Source organism: Kutzneria viridogrisea DSM 43870 (assembly GCF_000525635.1).
GTDB classification, from domain to species: domain Bacteria; phylum Actinomycetota; class Actinomycetes; order Mycobacteriales; family Pseudonocardiaceae; genus Kutzneria; species Kutzneria viridogrisea.
Genome location: NZ_CP007155.1, coordinates 3,146,282 through 3,164,373, shown reverse-complemented (window position 1 = coordinate 3,164,373; position 18,092 = coordinate 3,146,282). Strand labels below are relative to the sequence as shown.

Annotated in this window: 14 protein-coding genes; 12 read left to right on the top strand and 2 right to left on the bottom strand. The window is 71.4% G+C overall.

What is annotated here, in order from left to right; all coding sequences use genetic code 11:
* Nucleotides 1-50 precede the first annotated feature (50 nt).
* The 7 genes from KALB_RS14200 to KALB_RS14170 all read left to right on the top strand — a co-directional run bounded on the left by KALB_RS14200 (nucleotide 51) and on the right by KALB_RS14170 (nucleotide 7,587).
* Entirely contained in the window at nucleotides 51-521 is a 471-nt protein-coding gene (locus KALB_RS14200) for a cation:proton antiporter regulatory subunit (RefSeq protein ID WP_025356380.1), read from the top strand.
* 5 nt (nucleotides 522-526) lie between these two features.
* Entirely contained in the window at nucleotides 527-1,699 is a 1,173-nt protein-coding gene (locus KALB_RS14195) for a cation:proton antiporter (RefSeq protein ID WP_025356379.1), read from the top strand.
* Between the two features lie 63 nt (nucleotides 1,700-1,762).
* Nucleotides 1,763-2,773: a LacI family DNA-binding transcriptional regulator gene (locus KALB_RS14190; RefSeq protein ID WP_025356378.1), complete on the top strand. Its 1,011-nt coding sequence runs from the start codon at nucleotides 1,763-1,765 to the stop codon at nucleotides 2,771-2,773.
* Nucleotides 2,774-2,869: 96 nt separating this feature from the next.
* Nucleotides 2,870-4,234, top strand: a complete 1,365-nt coding sequence (locus KALB_RS14185) for an ABC transporter substrate-binding protein (RefSeq protein WP_025356377.1) — start codon at nucleotides 2,870-2,872, stop codon at nucleotides 4,232-4,234.
* Nucleotides 4,231-5,115 carry a carbohydrate ABC transporter permease gene (locus KALB_RS14180; protein ID WP_025356376.1) on the top strand — a complete coding sequence of 295 codons (885 nt, stop codon included), beginning with the start codon at nucleotides 4,231-4,233 and terminating at the stop codon, nucleotides 5,113-5,115. The genes KALB_RS14185 and KALB_RS14180 overlap by 4 nt, the downstream gene beginning before the upstream one ends.
* Nucleotides 5,112-5,981 (top strand): carbohydrate ABC transporter permease, encoded by an 870-nt coding sequence (locus KALB_RS14175; RefSeq protein WP_025356375.1) that lies wholly within the window; start codon nucleotides 5,112-5,114, stop codon nucleotides 5,979-5,981. Before KALB_RS14180 ends, KALB_RS14175 begins: the two co-directional genes overlap by 4 nt.
* A gap of 22 nt (nucleotides 5,982-6,003) precedes the next feature.
* The gene (locus tag KALB_RS14170) at nucleotides 6,004-7,587 is read left to right on the top strand and encodes a glycoside hydrolase family 13 protein (RefSeq protein WP_025356374.1); all 1,584 of its coding nucleotides are present in this window, start codon (nucleotides 6,004-6,006) and stop codon (nucleotides 7,585-7,587) included.
* Nucleotides 7,588-7,590: 3 nt separating this feature from the next.
* Here the strand turns inward: KALB_RS14170 and KALB_RS14165 are convergent, their stop codons facing one another.
* On the bottom strand, nucleotides 7,591-9,027 hold the full coding sequence (locus tag KALB_RS14165; protein WP_148309465.1) for a penicillin-binding transpeptidase domain-containing protein: 1,437 nt from the start codon (nucleotides 9,025-9,027) through the stop codon (nucleotides 7,591-7,593).
* A 240-nt stretch (nucleotides 9,028-9,267) separates the two neighbouring features.
* On the opposite strand from KALB_RS14165, the gene mutA reads away from it, so the two are divergent.
* Genes mutA through meaB form a run of 3 tightly spaced genes read left to right on the top strand, consistent with a single transcriptional unit; the run spans nucleotide 9,268 to nucleotide 14,314 of the window.
* Complete coding sequence (gene mutA, locus KALB_RS14160) at nucleotides 9,268-11,145, top strand: methylmalonyl-CoA mutase small subunit (RefSeq protein ID WP_025356372.1); 1,878 nt, start codon at nucleotides 9,268-9,270, stop codon at nucleotides 11,143-11,145.
* Nucleotides 11,142-13,319 carry a methylmalonyl-CoA mutase gene (gene scpA / locus KALB_RS14155; protein WP_025356371.1) on the top strand — a complete coding sequence of 726 codons (2,178 nt, stop codon included), beginning with the start codon at nucleotides 11,142-11,144 and terminating at the stop codon, nucleotides 13,317-13,319. The genes mutA and scpA overlap by 4 nt, the downstream gene beginning before the upstream one ends.
* Entirely contained in the window at nucleotides 13,319-14,314 is a 996-nt protein-coding gene (meaB, locus tag KALB_RS14150) for a methylmalonyl Co-A mutase-associated GTPase MeaB (protein ID WP_025356370.1), read from the top strand. The genes scpA and meaB overlap by 1 nt, the downstream gene beginning before the upstream one ends.
* Nucleotides 14,315-14,503: 189 nt before the next feature.
* On the opposite strand, the gene KALB_RS14145 is transcribed toward meaB, so the two are convergent.
* The gene (locus KALB_RS14145) at nucleotides 14,504-15,427 is read right to left on the bottom strand and encodes an alpha/beta hydrolase (RefSeq protein WP_025356369.1); all 924 of its coding nucleotides are present in this window, start codon (nucleotides 15,425-15,427) and stop codon (nucleotides 14,504-14,506) included.
* On the opposite strand from KALB_RS14145, the gene KALB_RS14140 reads away from it, so the two are divergent.
* Both KALB_RS14140 and KALB_RS14135 read left to right on the top strand, forming a co-directional pair.
* Nucleotides 15,426-16,535 (top strand): helix-turn-helix domain-containing protein, encoded by a 1,110-nt coding sequence (locus KALB_RS14140; protein ID WP_236650256.1) that lies wholly within the window; start codon nucleotides 15,426-15,428, stop codon nucleotides 16,533-16,535. The two genes, KALB_RS14145 and KALB_RS14140, sit on opposite strands and share 2 nt — an antisense overlap.
* A gap of 213 nt (nucleotides 16,536-16,748) precedes the next feature.
* Nucleotides 16,749-18,092, top strand: a complete 1,344-nt coding sequence (locus KALB_RS14135) for a cytosine permease (RefSeq protein ID WP_025356367.1) — start codon at nucleotides 16,749-16,751, stop codon at nucleotides 18,090-18,092.

The window sequence follows — 18,092 nt, the reverse complement described above, 5'->3', positions numbered from 1 at the left end:
CCCTTGCTATCGGACGGGCATCAGTGAAGCGCTCCAGTTAGGGTGTGGGCGTGAACGTCGAGGTGACCCCGCTGCCAGGTATCGGCACTCGTCAGGATTTCCAGACCAGATCAGGCAAGCGGGTGGGCGTGATCACACACCGGGACGGCCGGTTCGAGCTGATCGTCTCCCGCAACGACGACCCGGACGCCTGCTCCGCGTCGATCCCACTGACCGCTGAGGAGACGGCCACGCTGTCCAGCCTGCTCGGCGCCCCGCAGCTGGTCTCACACCTGGGCCGCAACACCGGCATCGAGACCCGGCAGCTGCCCATCGCGCCCGGCTCGCCCTTCGCGGCGGCGACACTGGGCGACACCGCCCTGCGCACCAGGACCGGTGCCTCGGTGGTGGCGGTGGTGCGCGCGGGCACGGTGCACCCCTCCCCCGGACCCGAGTTCGGTTTCGCCGCGGGCGACCTGGTGGTCGTGGTCGGCACCGAGGACGGGCTGACAGCCGCCGCCGCGATCCTCGCCGAGGGCTGAGCGGCATGCACGACACCGCGGTCTCCCTGGTCGAGCTCGGCGCCGTGTTCTTCGGACTGGGCATCCTCGGGCGGTTCGCCTGGCGGATCGGGGTCTCCCCGATCCCGCTCTACCTGATCGGTGGGCTGGCCTTCGGGCAGGGTGGGCTGATCCCCTTGCAGGGCATCGGGGACTTCACCGAGCTGGCCGGCGAGATCGGGGTCGTGCTGCTGTTGTTGCTGCTGGGCCTGGAGTACTCGGCCCAGGAGCTGGTCACCGGGCTGCGCCGGTCCTGGCTGGCCGGGCTGGTGGACCTGGCGCTCAACGCGACCCCGGGCGCGCTGGTGGCGGTGTTGCTGGGCTGGGGCCCGATCGGCGCGCTGGCCATGGCCGGGGTCACCTACATCTCCTCCTCCGGCATCGTCGCCAAGGTCCTCGGCGACCTGGGCCGCCTGGGCAACCGGGAAACCCCGGTGATCCTCGCGATCCTGGTGTTCGAGGACCTGGCGATGGCCGTCTACCTACCGATCCTGACCGCGGTGCTGGCCGGGGTGACCCTGCTGGGCGGGCTGTCCGCGGTGGGCGTCTCGCTGCTGGCGATCACCGTGGTGCTGGTCATCGCGCTGAAGTTCGGCCGCTACGTCTCGGCGGTGGTGGACAGCCCCGATCCCGAGGTGTTCCTGCTGCGCGTGCTGGGCGCCGCACTGCTCGTCGCCGGGCTGGCCTCGCAGTTGCAGGTCTCCGCCGCGGTCGGCGCCTTCCTGCTGGGCATCGCGATCTCCGGCTCCACCGCGGAGAACGCCACCAAGCTGCTGGAGCCGCTGCGGGATCTGTTCGCCGCGCTGTTCTTCGTGGTGTTCGGCCTGAACACCGACCCCAAGTCGATCCCGCCGGTGCTCGGCGCCGCGATCGGGCTCGCCCTGGTCACCACACTGACCAAGGTGGCCACCGGTTGGTTCGCCGCGTCCCGGGTGGGCGTGGCCAGGATGGGTCGGCTGCGCGCCGGGGCGGCGCTGGTGGCCCGCGGCGAGTTCTCGATCGTGATCGCCGGGCTGGCGGTGGCCTCCGGCGCGGTCGACGGTGAGCTGGCCGCGCTGGCCACGGCCTACGTGCTGTTGATGGCGGTGATCGGTCCGGTGGCGGCACGTGTCGTGGAGCCGCTCACCCGGCTCGCGCAGCGCAAGCTGTCCCCGCGGTAACACGGCGACAGCGGACGCAAGTTCTTGCAAGAATTTTGCGTACGTTGTCGTATGCTTGCGGCCATGACCCGACGACTTGCCGAAGTCGCCCAGAAGGTCGGCGTGAGCGAGGCCACCGTGAGCCGCGTGCTCAACGGCAAGCCCGGCGTGTCCGACGCGACCAGGGCCGCCGTGCTGACCGCGCTGGACGTGCTGGGCTACGAGCGGCCCACCCAGTTGCGCGGCCAGCGCTCCCGGCTGGTCGGCCTGGTGCTGCCCGAGCTGCAGAACCCGATCTTCCCGGCCTTCGCCGACGTGGTGGGCAACGGGCTGGCCCAGCGCGGTTTCACCCCGGTGCTGTGCACCAGGACCGCGGGCGGGGTCAGCGAGGCCGACTACGTGGAACTGCTGCTGCAACAGCACGTGTCCGGGGTGGTGTTCGCGGGCGGCCTGTTCGCCCAGGCCGACGCCTCGCACGAGCACTACCGGCGGCTGACCGAGCGCGGGCTGCCCGCGGTGCTGGTCAACGCCGCCGTGTCCGACCTGCGCTTCCCCAAGGTCTCCTGCGACGACGCGGTGGCCGCCGAGCAGGCGCTGGGCCACCTGCTCTCGCTGGGCCACGAGCGGGTGGGCATGGTGCTGGGCCCGCACGACCACGTGCCCTCCCAGCGCAAGCTCGCCGCGTTCCTGACCGGGGCGGCGCGGGCCGGGGTGGTGGTGCCCGAGCACGCCGTGGAGCACGTGATGTTCTCCCTGGAGGGCGGGCAGGCCGCGGCGACCAGGCTGCTGCGCAACGAGATCACCGGCATCGTCTGCGCGAGCGACCCGCTGGCGCTTGGCGCCATCCGCGCGGTGCGCAGGGCCGGGCTGCGCGTGCCCGAGGACGTGTCGGTGGTCGGCTTCGACGACTCGGCCTTCATGAACTGCACCGACCCGCCGCTGACCACGGTGCGTCAGCCCATCGAGGCGATGGGCCGCGCGGCGGTCGACCTGCTGGTGAGCCAGATCGACGGCGGACCGGCCTCCACCGAGGAGCTGCTGTTCGAGCCGGAGCTGGTGGTGCGCGGGTCCACGGCGCCCGCTTCCCGCCTCTAGTCGAAAAGTTGCGAAATCCCGTCGACATCTTGCGGCAATTCGTTCGTCGTGTTTATGGTGTGCGCCACACTCCACCCTCGCAGTCGGAGAGCGCCCATGAGAACGAAGTCCTTGACAGTCGCCGGGTCCTCGGTGCTGGTGGCCGCGCTCGGCCTCAGCCTGGCCGCCTGCCGCGGCTCGTCCGATGACGGGGCCGCGGGCGGCACCGTGACGATCTCGATCAACGGCCAGCCCCCGCAGACCCAGGCGTTCGAGCGCAAGAACTTCGACGCCGACGTGGCCGAGTTCCAGAAGTCGCACCCGAACATCAGGCTGGAGACGCACGAGGGCTTCATGGACCCGAAGACGTTCTCCGCCAAGCTGGCCGGCGGCCAGCTGGAGGACGTGTTCTACACCTACTTCACCGACCCGGCGCAGCTGATCGCCAGGCACCAGGCCGCCGACATCACCGACTACGTCAAGGACGTGCCGCACGTCTCGGAGCTGCAACCACAACTGCTCGACGTGTACCGGGACGACAAGGGCAGGCTCTACGGGCTGCCCACGGCCAACTACACGATGGGCCTGCTCTACAACCGGGACCTGTTCACCAAGGCGGGGCTGAACCCCAACCAGCCTCCGAAGACCTGGGACGAGGTCCGCGAGGACGCCAAGAAGATCAGCGCGCTGGGCAACGGCGTGGTCGGCTACGCCGACTACAGCGCCAACAACCAGGGCGGCTGGCACCTGACCAGCTGGCTGTACTCCGAGGGCGGCCAGGTCGCCCGCAAGGACGGCGCCACCTGGAAGGCCGACTTCAACAACGACAAGGGCAAGGCCGCACTGCGAACCCTGCACGACATGCGCTGGACCGACAACACCATGGGCAGCAAGCAGTTGCTGCAAATCGAGGACGTGCAGCGGCTGATGGGCGGCGGGCAGTTGGGCATGTACCTGGCGGCCCCGGACAACGTGCCCACGGTGGTCAACCTGTTCAAGGGCGACTACGCCACCTACGGCCTCGCTCCGATGCCCGGCGGTAAGGGCACGCTGATCGGCGGTGAGGGGTACATGATCAATCCCAAGGCCACCCCCGCCAAGATCAAGGCCGCGCTGACCTGGTTGCAGTGGAAGTACCTCAACCCCGAGCGCATCGACGCCAAGCTGGCCAGCTACAAGGAACAGGCGCAGCCGATCGGCCTGCCGGTGCCGCCGGTGCCCGACATCTGGACCGGGGCGGCGCGCACCCAGCAGGAGCAGGTCAAGGCCAAGTACGCCACCGTGCCGCTGAAGAACTTCCAGCCCTACGTGGACGGGGCGAGCAGCCTCAAGGGCCACCTGGAACCGCCCAACGCCCAGCAGGTCTACACGGTTCTCGACGGGGTCATGCAGGCGGTGCTGACCGACCGCGACGCCGACGCCGCCAAGCTGCTCGCCGACGCCGAGCAGAAGGTCAACTCCGTGCTGGCGACCATCCGGTGAGCACCGCGGCGCTGCGGCGCAGGATCACCGAGAACCTGACCGCGTACGGGATGTTGTGCGCCGCGCTGGTGTGCTTCGCGGTCTTCTCCTGGTACCCGATCGTGCGGGGCGTGCTGCTCAGCTTCCAGCAGGTCAACTTCGTGACCGCGCCGGACTGGGTGGGCCTGGAGAACTTCCGGCGGCTGCTGGCCGACCCGCTGTTCTGGACGGCCTGGCGCAACACGGCGCTGTTCACCGGGCTCGCCCTGGTGTTCGGCTTCGCCCTGCCCTTCGCCGTCGCGGTGCTGCTCAACGAACTCCGGCACGGCAGGGCGTACTTCCGCCTGGTCGTCTACCTCCCGGTGATGCTGCCGCCCGTGGTCGTCGCGCTGCTGTGGAAGTGGTTCTACGACCCGGGTCCCGGCCTGTTCAACACCGCGCTGCACGCGGTCGGGCTGCCGGGGCTGAGCTGGCTGGACTCCTCGGGCACCGCGATGATCTCGCTGGTGCTGGTGTCCACCTGGGCCAACATGGGCTCGGCCACCCTGATCTACCTGGCCGCGTTGCAGACCATTCCCGGTGACCTGTACGAGGCCGCGGAGCTGGACGGGGCCGGGCTGTGGCGGCGGCTGTGGCACGTCACCGTGCCGCGGACCCGGTTCGCCCTGCTGGTGATGCTGCTGCTCCAGATCGTGGCCACGATGCAGGTGTTCACCGAGCCGTACGTCATGACCGGCGGCGGCCCCGAGGACTCGACGGTGACCGTGTTGCTGCTGCTCTACAAGTACGCCTTCGTGTACAACGACTTCGGCACGGCCAGCGCGCTGAGCCTGCTGCTGTTCGCGGTGCTGGGCGTCTTCTCCTTCCTGTACATGCGAGCCACGCGCAGGGCGGAGTCATGAGGACGCTGGTCTCCACCTCGCAGCTGCACAGCAGGCGCGGCAAGTCCTTGTACTGGCTGGTGTTCGGCCTCGTGGCGGTCGTGTTCACCGTCGGGTTCGTGTTCCCGCTGCTGTGGCTGTTCCTCGGGGCCATGAAGTCCCCGGCCGAGCTGGCACACGTGCCGCCGCCGGTCCTGCCCGGGCAGTTCGGCGTGCGGACCTTCACCCAGGCCTGGGACTTCATGGACCTGGGCCGGTACTTCCTCAACACCGTGCTGGTGGTCGCCGGGGCCTGGCTGGTGCAGCTGGCCTTCGACGTGCCCGCCGCGTACGCCCTGTCCAAGCTGCGGCCCAAGTGGGGCAACGTGGTGCTGGGGCTGATGCTGGCCACGTTGATGCTGCCCGCCTCGGCGGTGCTGGTGCCGACCTACCTGACGATCACCGATGTGCCGCTGCTGCACGTGAATCTGGTCAACAACCCGTTGGCGATCTGGCTGCCCGCGGCGGCGAACGCGGTCAACATCTACCTGCTCAAACGGTTCTTCGACCAGATACCGAACGAGCTGCTCGAAGCGTCCACACTGGACGGTGCTGGGCCGGTGACCACGCTGTGGCGCGTGGTGCTGCCGCTGTCCCGGCCGGTGCTGGGCGTGGTCTCCATCACCTCCGTGGTGGCCGCGTGGAAGGACTTCATCTGGCCACTGCTGGTGTTCCCGGATCCGGCGAAGCAGACGCTGAGCGTGGCGTTGCAGCGCTTCGCCCCGGACACCCCGATCAACCTGCTGCTGGCCGGGCTGGTGCTGGCCAGCCTGCCGACGATCGCGGTTTTCCTGATCTTCCAGCGCAACATCCTGGCCGGCCTGACCGCCGGCGGCGTCAAGGGCTGAACGCCCTGGGGAGGGACGAGGCGTGTCCGAACAGTGGTGGCGCGGAGCCGCGATCTACCAGGTCTACGTGCGCAGTTTCGCCGACGGCAACGGGGACGGCACCGGGGACCTCGCCGGGCTTCGGGCCCGGTTGCCGCACATCGCGGAACTGGGGGTCGACGCGATCTGGCTCAACCCCTGGTATCCCTCGCCGATGGCCGACTCCGGCTACGACGTCTCGGACTACCGGGACATCGAGCCCGCGTTCGGCACGCTGGCCGAGGCGGAGAAGTTCATCGAGGAGGCGCACGCCCTGGGGCTGCGCGTGATCATCGACATCGTGCCGAACCACTGCTCGGACGCGCACCGCTGGTTCGCCGAGGCGGTGGCCGCCGGGCCGGGTTCCCCGCAGCGGGACAAGTTCTGGTTCCGCCCGGCCAGCCAGCGGCCGCCCAACGACTGGCAGTCCCGCTTCGGCGGACCGGCCTGGAGCCGGGTGCCCGACGGCGAGTGGTACCTGCACCTGTACAGCCCCGAGCAGCCGGACCTGAACTGGCGCAACGCCGAGGTGCGCGCGGAGTTCGAGGACGTGCTGCGCTTCTGGTTCGACCGGGGCGTGGACGGGTTCCGCATCGACGTGGCCGACGGGCTGGTCAAGGACCCGCTGCTGCCCGACGTGCACGGCCGCACCGAGGGGCAGCTGCCCTTCTCCGATATGGACGGGGTGCACGAGATCTACCGCGACTGGCGGCGGATCGCCGACAGCTACCAGGACCCGCGCGTGTTCGTCGGTGAGATGTGGCTGCCCGACCCCGAGCGCTTCGCCCGCTACCTGCGCCCCGACGAGCTGCACTCGGCGTTCAACTTCGACTTCCTGGCCTGTCCCTGGCGGGCCGACCGGCTGCGCGCGGTGATCAATTCCACAATGGACGCACACGCACTGGTTGGTGCGCCCGCGACCTGGGTGCTGTCCAACCACGACGTGACCAGGCACGTGACGCGGTACGGCCGCGCGGACACCTCCTTCGAGTTCGCCGACCGGCAACAGGGTGCGCCCACCGACCCGGTGCTGGGCCTGCGGCGGGCCCGGGCCGCCGCGCTGCTGACCATGGCCCTGCCCGGCGGGGTCTACGTGTACCAGGGCGAGGAACTGGGTCTGCCCGAGGTGGAGGACCTGCCCGACGAGGTGCGCCAGGACCCGGTGTTCGCCAGGACCCAGGGCCGCGACCCCGGCCGGGACGGCTGCCGGGTGCCGATCCCCTGGGGCGGCACGCAACCGCCCTACGAGTTCGGCACCTCGGCGCGGACCTGGTTGCCGCAACCGGGGAACTGGTCCGGGCTGACGGTGGCCGCGCAGGTCGGCGACTCCGAGTCGGTGCTCAGCCTGTACCGGGGCGCGCTGGCCCTGCGGCGCGCGCTGCCCGCGCTGGGCGACGGGTCCCTGCGCTGGCTGGACTCGGCCGCCGGGGTGCTGGCCTTCACCCGCGACGAGACGTTCACCTGCGTGGTGAACCTCTCCGAGGCCAGCATCGCCCTACCGGCACACGAGGAGGTCCTGCTGACCAGCGGTGCCCTGCGTGAGGGCCAACTGCCGCCGGACACGACGGCGTGGCTGCGCACCGCCTGACCGTCAGGTCATCGGGATGCCGAAGCGCTCCACGAGGTAGCCCGCGAGCTGGTGCAGCACCGCGATCGGGTCCCCCTCGCTCTGCACGGCCAGCACGAACCTCGGGTGGTCGGCGGGCAGCACCGCGACACCGCAGTGCCTGCCCGCCCCACAGGCCCCGGCCAGGCCGCTGACCGAAAATCCAGTCAGGACAGGTAACCGCAGCTGGTCCCGGGTCGCCCGCGCCGTGTCCGGGCTGACCGCCCGCACCCCGTCGGGCCGGGGCTGGGCCACCGCCGAGCCGTCCGGGGTGGTCTCGGCGGCCACCACCCTCGGCGGCACGCGGATTCCGTCGTTGGCGATCGCCTGGTACATCCCGGCAAGCTGCACCAGCGTGGTGGTCAGCCCACTGCCCCTGGCCACCTGCCCCGCGGTCGCCGCCGACCACTGCTCACGCGGCAGCACCGCACCGGCCTGCTCACCGGGCAGCCCGATCCCGGTGTGCTGACCGGCACCGAAGTGGTCGACCAGCTCCGCCATCCGGTCCGAGGTGACCGTGCCGTACTCCACGGCGCCCGCGGTCGGCACCACGCCCAGCACCGGTCCCGGCTCGATCGCGGTGAGCCCGCCGGTCAGCGCGTAGACCTCGGCCGAGCGCGCGTCCAGCACCACCACCCCGGCGGCCGCCGCCTGCTCGGCCTGGAACTGCACGTCGGTGTCCAGGGTGAGCCGCAGGCCCGAGCCGGGCACCGCGACCTTGTCGTCCCGGTCGGTACCGGGCAGTTCCAGCGAGTCGCTGCCGGAGGCGGTGTCGACCACCCGCTTGCCATCCGACCCGCGCAACTGGTTGTCCCAGGCCGTCTCGATCCCGGACAGCCCGTGCATGGCCCCGGACTGCCAGATCGCGGTGCCCACCACCCCGGCGGCCAGCCGCCCGTTGGGGTAGACCCGCTCCAGGCGCGGTTCCGCCCGCACCACCGGGTAGCGCTTGGCGATCAGGATCGCGCTGCCGGGGTCGGCGGTCTCGGCCAGTACCTGGTAGCCGAGCTCGGCGCGCACGGCGCCCAGCAGCCCCTCCCCGCCGACCATCTGGTGCACGTAGTCGGCGAGCCGCTGCGTGTACTCCTCATACGTGCGGCCCAGTCCCAGCGCGGCCAGCCCCTCGGGGTCGGCCTGCCAGTCGGCGCGCAGCTGGCGCGGGTTCATCGACAGGGTTCTGGCCTCACGGGTGTAGGCCAGCGGGTGGCCGTCCCGGTCGGTGATCTGCCCGCGCTGGGCGAACACCGTCATCGGGGTGGCCCGCTGCTTCTGCGCGGCCTGCGAGAGCGTGGCCGCGTCCACCACCTGCACCTGGACCAGTCTGGCCGCCACCACGACCAGTACGAACACCAGCAGCAACCGGCTGCGTGCGATCCTCGGCGCCAAACCGACCCTCGCCGCCACCCTCTGCGCCTCCGTCACCAAGATCAGCACGACCTGAGCAGGGTCCCATCAACCGTTCGGGTGAGGAAAGGGCCGGAACGGGGGTTTCGAGATGCCGGATCGGCGGGAATGTAGGGGAATTAGGGGTTGGCCAATGGCCGCCCAGACGGAATGGTAACGATTCAGCGAGGTCCGGAGCGAGCAGGGTCACACCTATGGAACGCCCTGGTCTCGCTTACCATCGGGCGTCATGACATCGCCGTCGGGAGTGCGAACAGCATGACAACGCAGGTGCCGCAACAGCCAGAACACCTCACGCTGGCCGGGGAATTCCCGGCGGTCGAGCGCGAGCAGTGGCGACGCTCGGTGGAGGCTGTGCTGCGCAAGTCCGGCGCACTCGGCGAGGACGGGCACCCGAGGGCAGAGGACCTGCTGGCGACCACCACCTACGAGGGCATCGCCATCCAGCCGCTCTACACGGCCGAGGACCCCGTGCCGCCCGCCGGGCTACCCGGCCTGGCGCCGTTCGTGCGGGGCAGCCAGCCCGCGGGCTCCGCCCTGTCCGGGTGGGACGTGCGCCAGCGGCACGCCGACCCCGACCCCGCGGTGACCAACCGCGAGGTACTCGCCGACCTGGAGCACGGTGCGGCCTCGGTGTGGCTGGTCACCGGCGAGTCCGGGCTGCCCGTCGCGAGCCTCGGTGACGCCCTCAACGGCGTGTACCTGGAGCTGGCCGGGGTCGTGCTCGAACCCGGCGCGCAGTTCGCCGAGTCCACCAGGGCGTACCTGGAACTGTTGCGGGACAACGAGGTCACCCCGAGCGAGGCCACCGGCAACCTGGGGCTGGACCCGCTGGGCTGGCAGGCCCGCACCGGCTCGGCCCTGGACCTGGACCAGGCCGTGCGGCTGGCGGCGGACTGCGCGCGCAGCCACCCCAAGCTGCGGGCGCTGGTCGCCGACGCGCTGCCCTACCACGACGCGGGCGGCAGCGACGCGGAGGAACTGGGCTGCTCCATCGCGGCCGGTACCGCCTACCTGCGCGCGCTGACCGAGGCCGGGCTGGACGTGGACACCGCCTGCCGCCTGGTCGAGTTCCGCTACGCGGCCACCGCCGACCAGTTCCTGACCATCGCCAAGCTGCGTGCGGCGCGGCGGCTGTGGGACCGGGTCAGCCAGGTCGCGGGCGCCTCCCCCGCGCACCGCGCGCAGCACCAGCACGCGGTGACCTCCTCGGCGATGCTGACCCGCCGCGACCCGTGGGTGAACATGCTGCGCACCACCCTGGCCTGCTTCGCCGCGGGCACCGGTGGGGCCGACGCGGTGACCGTGCTGCCCTTCGACGCGGCGATCGGCCTGCCCGACGGCTTCGCCCGGCGCATCGCGCGCAACACCCAGGCGCTGCTGCTGGAGGAGTCGCACCTGGCGCAGGTCATCGACCCCGCGGGCGGCTCCTGGTACGTGGAGAGCCTGACCGAGCAGCTGGCCCGCACCGCGTGGAGCTGGTTCCAGGAGATCGAACGCGCCGGCGGTCTGGCCGCGGCGCAGTCCAGTGGGCTGGTCGCCGACCGGCTCGCGGCCACCTGGCAGCGCCGCCGCGACAACATCGCGCACCGCCGCGACGCCATCACCGGGGTCAGCGAGTTCCCCCACCTTGCGGAGAAACCCGTGCAGCGCAAGCCGGTCCCGCAGGCGCCCGGCGGCGGCCTGCCGGTGCTGCGCTACGCCCAGGACTTCGAGGAGCTCCGGGACCGCTCCGACGCGGTACTGGCCGAGACCGGCCACCGCCCCCAGTTGTTCCTCGCGACGCTGGGGCCGGTGGCCGTCCACACCGGACGGTCCACCTTCACCGCCAACCTGTTCAACGCGGGCGGCATCGAGACCCCCGCCGCGGGCGCCACGGCCGGGGCCGAGGAGGTGGTCGCGGCGTTCACCGCCAGCGGGGCCACCATCGCCTGCCTGTGCTCGGCGGACAAGGTCTACGCCGAGCGCGCCGCCGAGACCATCGCCGCGCTCAAGGCTGCGGGCGCGCGCAGGGTGCTGCTCGCGGGCAGCCCCAAGGCCTGGGCCGAGGTGGGCGCCGACGGCTTCGTGTTCGCCGGGTGCGACGCGCTGCGGACCCTGACCGACACCTACCGCGAGTTGGGGGTTTCCCGATGATCCCGAGTTTCGCCGACGTGCCCCTGGGCGAGCCGGAGGTCCAGGGCGGCCCGGACGACTGGCGCAAGGCCGTGCTGGCCGCCACCGGCAAGGACAGCGACGCGCTGGTGTGGGAGGCGCCCGAGGGCATCGGGGTCAAGCCGCTCTACACCGCCGAGGACCTGGCCGGCGTGGACTTCCTGGGCACCTACCCGGGCATCGCCCCGTACCTGCGCGGCCCGTACCCGACGATGTACGTCAACCAGCCGTGGACCATCCGCCAGTACGCGGGCTTCTCCACCGCCGAGGAGTCCAACGCCTTCTACCGGCGCAACCTGGCCGCCGGGCAGAAGGGCCTGTCGGTGGCCTTCGACCTGGCCACCCACCGCGGCTACGACAGCGACCACCCGAGGGTCTCCGGCGACGTGGGCATGGCCGGGGTGGCCATCGACTCGATCTACGACATGCGCCAGCTGTTCGACGGCATCCCGCTGGACCGGATGAGCGTGTCGATGACCATGAACGGCGCGGTGCTGCCGGTGCTGGCGCTGTACATCGTGGCCGCCGAGGAGCAGGGGGTGGCCCCGGAGCAGCTGGCCGGGACCATCCAGAACGACATCCTCAAGGAGTTCATGGTCCGCAACACCTACATCTACCCGCCGCAGCCCTCGATGCGGATCATCTCCGACATCTTCGCGTTCACCTCGCAGCGGATGCCGAAGTACAACTCGATCTCCATCTCCGGCTACCACATCCAGGAGGCCGGGGCCACCGCCGACCTGGAGCTGGCCTACACCCTGGCCGACGGGGTGGAGTACCTGCGGGCGGGCATCGGCGCCGGGCTGAGCGTGGACACCTTCGCGCCGAGGCTGTCGTTCTTCTGGGCCATCGGCATGAACTTCTTCATGGAGGTGGCCAAGCTGCGCGCGGCCCGCCTGCTGTGGGCCAAGCTGGTCAAGGGTTTCGACCCGAAGAACCCCAAGTCGCTGTCCCTGCGCACGCACTCGCAGACCTCCGGCTGGTCGCTGACCGCGCAGGACGTGTTCAACAACGTGGCCCGCACCTGCGTGGAGGCCATGGCCGCCACCCAGGGGCACACCCAGTCCCTGCACACCAACGCGCTGGACGAGGCACTTGCCCTGCCCACCGACTTCTCCGCCCGCATCGCGCGCAACACGCAGTTGTTGCTGCAACAGGAATCCGGCACCACGCGGGTGATCGACCCGTGGGGCGGCAGCGCCTTCGTGGAGCGGCTGACCTACGACCTGGCGCGGCGGGCCTGGGCGCACATCACCGAGGTCGAGCAGGCCGGTGGCATGGCCAAGGCCATCGACGCGGGCATCCCCAAGCTGCGCGTGGAGGAGGCAGCGGCCCGCACCCAGGCACGCATCGACTCGGGCCGTCAGCCGGTGATCGGGGTGAACAAGTACCGGGTCGAGGAGGACGAGCAGATCGAGGTCCTCAAGGTGGACAACGCCGGGGTGCGCGCCCAGCAGCTGGACAAGCTGCGCAGGCTGCGCGAGGAGCGCGACGAACAGTCCACACAGGACGCACTGCGCGCGCTGACCGAGGCGGCCGGCGGCGGGGGCAACCTGTTGGAGCTGGCCGTGAACGCCGCCCGCGCCAAGGCCACCGTCGGCGAGATCTCCGACGCGCTGGAGAAGGTCTACGGGCGGCACGCCAGCCAGATCCGTACCATCTCCGGTGTGTACCGCGACGAGGCAGGCAAGACCGGCAACGTCGCCGCCGTGCAGGAGCGGGTCGCCCACTTCGAGCAGGAGGAGGGCCGCCGCCCGCGCATCCTGGTCGCCAAGATGGGCCAGGACGGGCACGACCGCGGCCAGAAGGTGATCGCCACGGCCTTCGCCGACCTGGGCTTCGACGTGGACGTGGGCCCGCTGTTCCAGACCCCGGCCGAGGTGGCCCGCCAGGCGATCGAGGCCGACGTGCACATCGTCGGCGTGTCCTCGCTGGCGGCCGGTCACCTCACGCTGGTGCCCGCGCTGCGTACCGAACTGGACGAGCTGGACCGCGCGGACATCATGATCGTGGTGGGCGGCGTGATCCCGCCCGCGGACTTCCCCGCGCTGCGCGAGGCGGGGGCCGCGGCGATCTTCCCGCCGGGCACGGTCATCGCCGAGGCCGCGCTGGACCTGTTGGAGCAGCTCGGCACCCAGCTGGACCACGCGAGCTGATGGCGCGCAGGCCCATCGACGTCCGCGAGTACGCCAAGGGAGTGCTCGACGGTTCGCGCACCATGCTGGCCAGGGCGATCACCCTGGTGGAGTCGACCCGCCCCGACCACCGCGAGCTGGCCCAGCAGTTGCTGGTCGAACTGCTGCCGCACGCGGGCGGCGCGCACCGGGTCGGCATCACCGGTGTGCCCGGCGCGGGCAAGTCCACGTTCATCGAGGCGCTGGGCACCAACCTGACCGGCGCCGGACACCGGGTCGCCGTGCTCGCGGTCGACCCCTCGTCCAGCCGTACCGGGGGCAGCATCCTCGGCGACAAGACCCGCATGGCGCGGTTGGCCGTGGACGACAACGCCTTCGTGCGGCCCTCGCCGACCTCCGGCACGCTCGGCGGGGTCGCCCGCGCCACGCGGGAGACGGTGGTGCTGGTGGAGGCCGCCGGCTACGACGTGGTGCTGATCGAGACGGTCGGCGTCGGGCAGTCGGAGATCACGGTCGCCAACATGGTGGACTGCTTCCTGCTGCTCGCGCTGGCCCGCACCGGGGACCAGTTGCAGGGCATCAAGAAGGGCGTGCTGGAGCTGGCCGACCTGGTGGCGGTGAACAAGGCGGACGGCCCGCACGAGCCCGACGCGCGCAAGGCCGCCCGCGAGCTGAGCGGTGCGCTTCGCTTGCTGCACACCGGGAACACCTCCTCGTGGGCGCCGAAGGTCGTGACGTGCAGCGGGCTGACCAACGTCGGTCTGGACACGATCTGGGAGACCGTGGAGCAGCACCGCGCCGTGTTGCAGGACAGCGGGGAGCTGGACGCGCGGCGGCGCAAGCAGCAGGTGGACTGGACCTGGTCCATGGTGCACGACCAGTTGCTGTCCCAGCTGCACGGCAACCCCGCCGTCCGCGCGCTGGCGCCCGAACTGGAACGGGCCGTGCGCGAGGGCGAGCTGACCGCCACCCTCGCCGCCGACCAACTCCTCGCCGCCTTCCGCGACCAGGCCTGACTCGGCGAGTCCCAGCGCGCGACCACCCCGTGCCGCGCGTGTCGGCGCTTCGTGTGCGGTGTGTCGGCGCTTGGCGCGCGGTTTCCCAGATCGCGGGAGCCCGTACCGCAAGTGCGAACTCGCCGTACCGCAAGCGCCGACACGCGGTACCGGAAACGCCGACACGCGCGGGTTTCCCCAGGCCGGGACTCAGGGGTGTAGGGCGCGGCGGAGTGAGTCGAGCTTTTCGGCGACCATGCGCTTGCTCACCGCGGCGGCACGGACCATGCCGCTGCCGTGGAAGGTCCCCGGGAAGTGGTGGACCTCGGTCGGCACCCCGGCCTGGATCAGCCGGTGGGCGTAGACCAGGCCCTCGTCGCGCAGCGGGTCGAACTCGCAGGCCGACACGTAGGCCGGGGGCAGGCCGGTCAGGTCCTCGGCGCGGGCCGGTGCCGCGTACTGGGTGGCGGGCTGCCCGCCGAGGTAGTACCGCCAGCTCAGCTCGGCGTTGGGCCGGTGCCACACCGGGGTGTCGGTGAACTGGGTCATCGACGGGGTCGCCAGCCGGTCGTCCAGCTCGGGGATGCCCAGGTACTGGAAGCACAGCGCGGGCCCGCCCCGGTCCCGGGCCAGCAGGGCCAGCGCGGCGGCCAGTCCCCCGCCCGCGCTCTCCCCGGCCACGGCGATCCGCGCCGGGTCCACGTCCAGCTCTGCGGCCTTGGCGGCGACCCACTCCAGCGCGGTGTAGCAGTCCTCCAGCCCGGCGGGGAACGGGTTCTCCGGGGCGAGCCGGTAGTCCACCGACACGAGGACCACCCCGAGTTCGGCGGACAGTTGCAGCGCGTTGGGGTGCTCGGTGTCCAGGTCGCCGAGCACGAAGCCGCCGCCGTGGATGTTGACCAGCGCGGGCAGCGGGCCGCTCAGACCGGTCGGGCGGTAGACCCGCACCGGGACGTCCGGGCTGCCCGGCACGAGCACGTCCTCGACGGTCATCGGCACCGGTGGGGTGTACGCCGGCAGGTGCGCGCGCATCTCGTGCATGCCCGCCCTGGCCTTGGCCGGGTCGTCGAAGGTCGTGCCCTGCGGCAGCATCGCCAGCCAGGGGGTCAGTTCGGGGTCGATCGCGTAGCTCATGCCGATCATGATCCGGCGCGGGCCGACCCCGGCCCAGCCGACAGGCGGCGCGAATGGACCGGCCCGCACCCGCCACGTGGCTAACCTGGTCGCCGTGGAGGGCTTGGTGCTGCGACTGTCCGAGCTGGACGCCGACGCGGCGAGCGCCGTGCGGGTGATCGGCTTCTTCGACGCGCTGATCGAGCAGCGGGCGAGCCTGGACCGGCTCGTCGCCAGCACGGCGCGGCTGACCGAGTGCCCGGTCGGGCTGCACGTGCCCGCCATCGGGGTGCGGGTGCGCGCGGACGCGGACGGGGTGCCGCTGCCGGGGCCGCCGAGGCCGACCGCGGGTGCCGGGCTCACCGGGGGCGGACGGGTCTGGCTGGAGCGCGACGGGGCTGCCACGGCGCTCGATCCGCTCATCCTGGAGCGGCTGGCCATCGCGGCCGGTCTGTTGTTGGAGCAGAACCGGCACCGGCTGCCCGAGCTGGGCGATCCCGCGCTGACTGAACTTTCGGTCAGCGCCTCGGCGGGTGAGGCGGAGCGGTCACGGGCCCTGCACCTGCTGGGCATCGACCTGGACGCGCCGATCCGGGTGCTGGCCGTGCCGGGCGGGCACTGGCCGGGCCCCGAGCCGCAGGCCCCGCTGGGTTCGGCGCTGGCCGTGCTGGTCGCCGAGGACTGGCAGGCGCCCCAGGGCATCGCGGTCGGGGTCGGTCCGCGGGTGACGGCCATCGAGGCCCCGCGCTCGTGGCGGGCGGCCCGCACCGCCGCCCGGTTCGCGGTGCCGGGGCAGAGCGAGGTCGTGCGCTGGGAGGACCTGGGCGGGCTGGCGGTGCTGGCCGACGCGCTCGGCGAGCCCGAACTGTCCTCGGTGCCCGACGTGCTGGCGCTGCGGCGGTTGGCGACCGAGCCGGGCGGTGCGGACACGCTCGCCCTGCTGGCGGGGGTGGTCAGCACCGACTCGGTGCGCAAGGCGGCCGCGCTGGTACACCGCCACCACAGCTCGGCGGCGGCCAGGCTGGCACGGGCCGAGACGGCGCTGGGCTTTTCCGTGCACGGACCGGCGGGCCGGTTCCGGCTCACGCTGGCTCTGGCCCTACTGAGATTGCGTGAGACCGCAATTTGATCAAACTTCACTCGAACAGCCGTAGTACCCCGGCCAAAAAATGCTCAACGTGACGACCGCTGCGCCCTTTGGGGGTAGTGGTTTGCGCTGGCCGCCGGGATACACGTCACGCTGTGTGTAGTAACTTTCCGACCACCAGCTAGTGGGAGGACGCGGCCGGTGGGTGAAACAGCGGAGCACGACTATTCAACCGGCGCGGCAGGTGTGGTCCCCATGGACCAACGCCGCTCCCAGTACCACTTCGTGGCGTTGTGGGTGACCCTCGCGGCCGGGTTCACGTACCTGTTCCTGGGCTTCCAGTACCACGACGCGGGCTACTCGCTGCTGGAGGCGGTGGGCGCGGGCGCGATCGGCGCGGTGGCCTACTTCCTGTACGCCCTGCCCGCGGCCTACCTGGGCTCCACCACCGGCCAGACGCACGCGCTGCTGACCAGGTCGGTGTTCGGCCGGATCGGCTCCGCGCTGGCCACCCTGCTGCTGGTGGGGGTGGCGGCGGGCTGGACCGCGTTCGCCTTCAACCTGCTGGCCACCCTGTTCGACGGCCTGTACGGCTGGGGCCACATCACCCTGGTCAGCGTGCTGCTGGCGGTGCTGGGCATCGCCAACAACCTGTTCGGCTTCAAGGGCATCGCGGGCTTCGCGCGCTGGGTGGCCGCCCCGCTGATGATCATCTGGGTGCTGTTCCTGGTGGTCAAGGGCCTGACCACCACCCCGGGCCAGGCGCTGGCGGCCCGTCCCGCCGGCACCGTGGAACTGCCGTTCCTGGCCGGGATCGGCGTGGCCGTCGGCTCGGTGATGTGGGGCAACGAGCCGGACACCTGGCGCTACGGCAAGCCGAAGCTGTTCTGGCCGGTACCCGCGTTCGCGGTGGCCTTCGCCGTGGGGCTGGTGCTGTTCGTCGCGGGCGGCTGGATGATGGCCGAGCTGTCCGGGCAGGGCCAGTACGACTTCGGGCCCGCCTACCGCTACGTGGTGCAGTACTCGCTGTTCGGCGCGCTGTGGCTGGGCGCGGTGGTCGCCGTGGTGCTGCTGGTGTCGATCAACGACGGCAACTACTACGAGATGATCAACGGCGGGCAGAACGTGCTCGGCCAGCTGCCCGGCTGGCGCCGCTGGCACACCTGCCTGCTGATGGCCGTGATCGCCGCCGTGTTCACCTGGTTGTTCCCCAGCGTGGAGGACGGTTTCTTCAAGGTGGCCAGCTGGTCCTCGATCGCACTGCCCAGCATCACGGTGGTGATGTGCGTGGACCGCTTCCTGCTGCCGAGGCTGACCGGGCTGACCCGGCCGGTGGACCAGGTGCCCAGCTGGCGCGAGGCGGCCACCGCGAACTGGCCCGGCCTGGTGTCGGTGGCGCTGGCCGTGGGCTTCGGCGCCTGGGGCCTCGGTTTGTTGCCCTGGCAGGACTCCGCGCCCGCCGCGGGTCTGGTGCCGGTCGAGACCTGGCTGCTGGCCGGGCTGCTCTACGCTGCCCTAGCCGCTGCCGTCGCGAAGCGACCGCTGGCCACCACGGTGCTCGGCTTCGGCAGGCGGCTCCGACACCACGGTGACGTCTGA

Bases quoted from the DNA above. Each gene is read 5' to 3' on its own strand.
- KALB_RS14185 (WP_025356377.1), top strand. From the start codon at position 2,870: ATGAGAACGAAGTCCTTGACAGTCGCCGGGTCCTCGGTGCTGGTGGCC.
- meaB (WP_025356370.1), top strand. From the start codon at position 13,319: ATGGCGCGCAGGCCCATCGACGTCCGCGAGTACGCCAAGGGAGTGCTC.
- KALB_RS14190 (WP_025356378.1), top strand. From the start codon at position 1,763: ATGACCCGACGACTTGCCGAAGTCGCCCAGAAGGTCGGCGTGAGCGAG.
- KALB_RS14145 (WP_025356369.1), bottom strand. From the start codon at position 15,427: ATGAGCTACGCGATCGACCCCGAACTGACCCCCTGGCTGGCGATGCTG.
- KALB_RS14175 (WP_025356375.1), top strand. From the start codon at position 5,112: ATGAGGACGCTGGTCTCCACCTCGCAGCTGCACAGCAGGCGCGGCAAG.
- KALB_RS14140 (WP_236650256.1), top strand. From the start codon at position 15,426: ATGCCGATCATGATCCGGCGCGGGCCGACCCCGGCCCAGCCGACAGGC.
- KALB_RS14195 (WP_025356379.1), top strand. From the start codon at position 527: ATGCACGACACCGCGGTCTCCCTGGTCGAGCTCGGCGCCGTGTTCTTC.
- mutA (WP_025356372.1), top strand. From the start codon at position 9,268: ATGACAACGCAGGTGCCGCAACAGCCAGAACACCTCACGCTGGCCGGG.
- scpA (WP_025356371.1), top strand. From the start codon at position 11,142: ATGATCCCGAGTTTCGCCGACGTGCCCCTGGGCGAGCCGGAGGTCCAG.
- KALB_RS14135 (WP_025356367.1), top strand. From the start codon at position 16,749: ATGGACCAACGCCGCTCCCAGTACCACTTCGTGGCGTTGTGGGTGACC.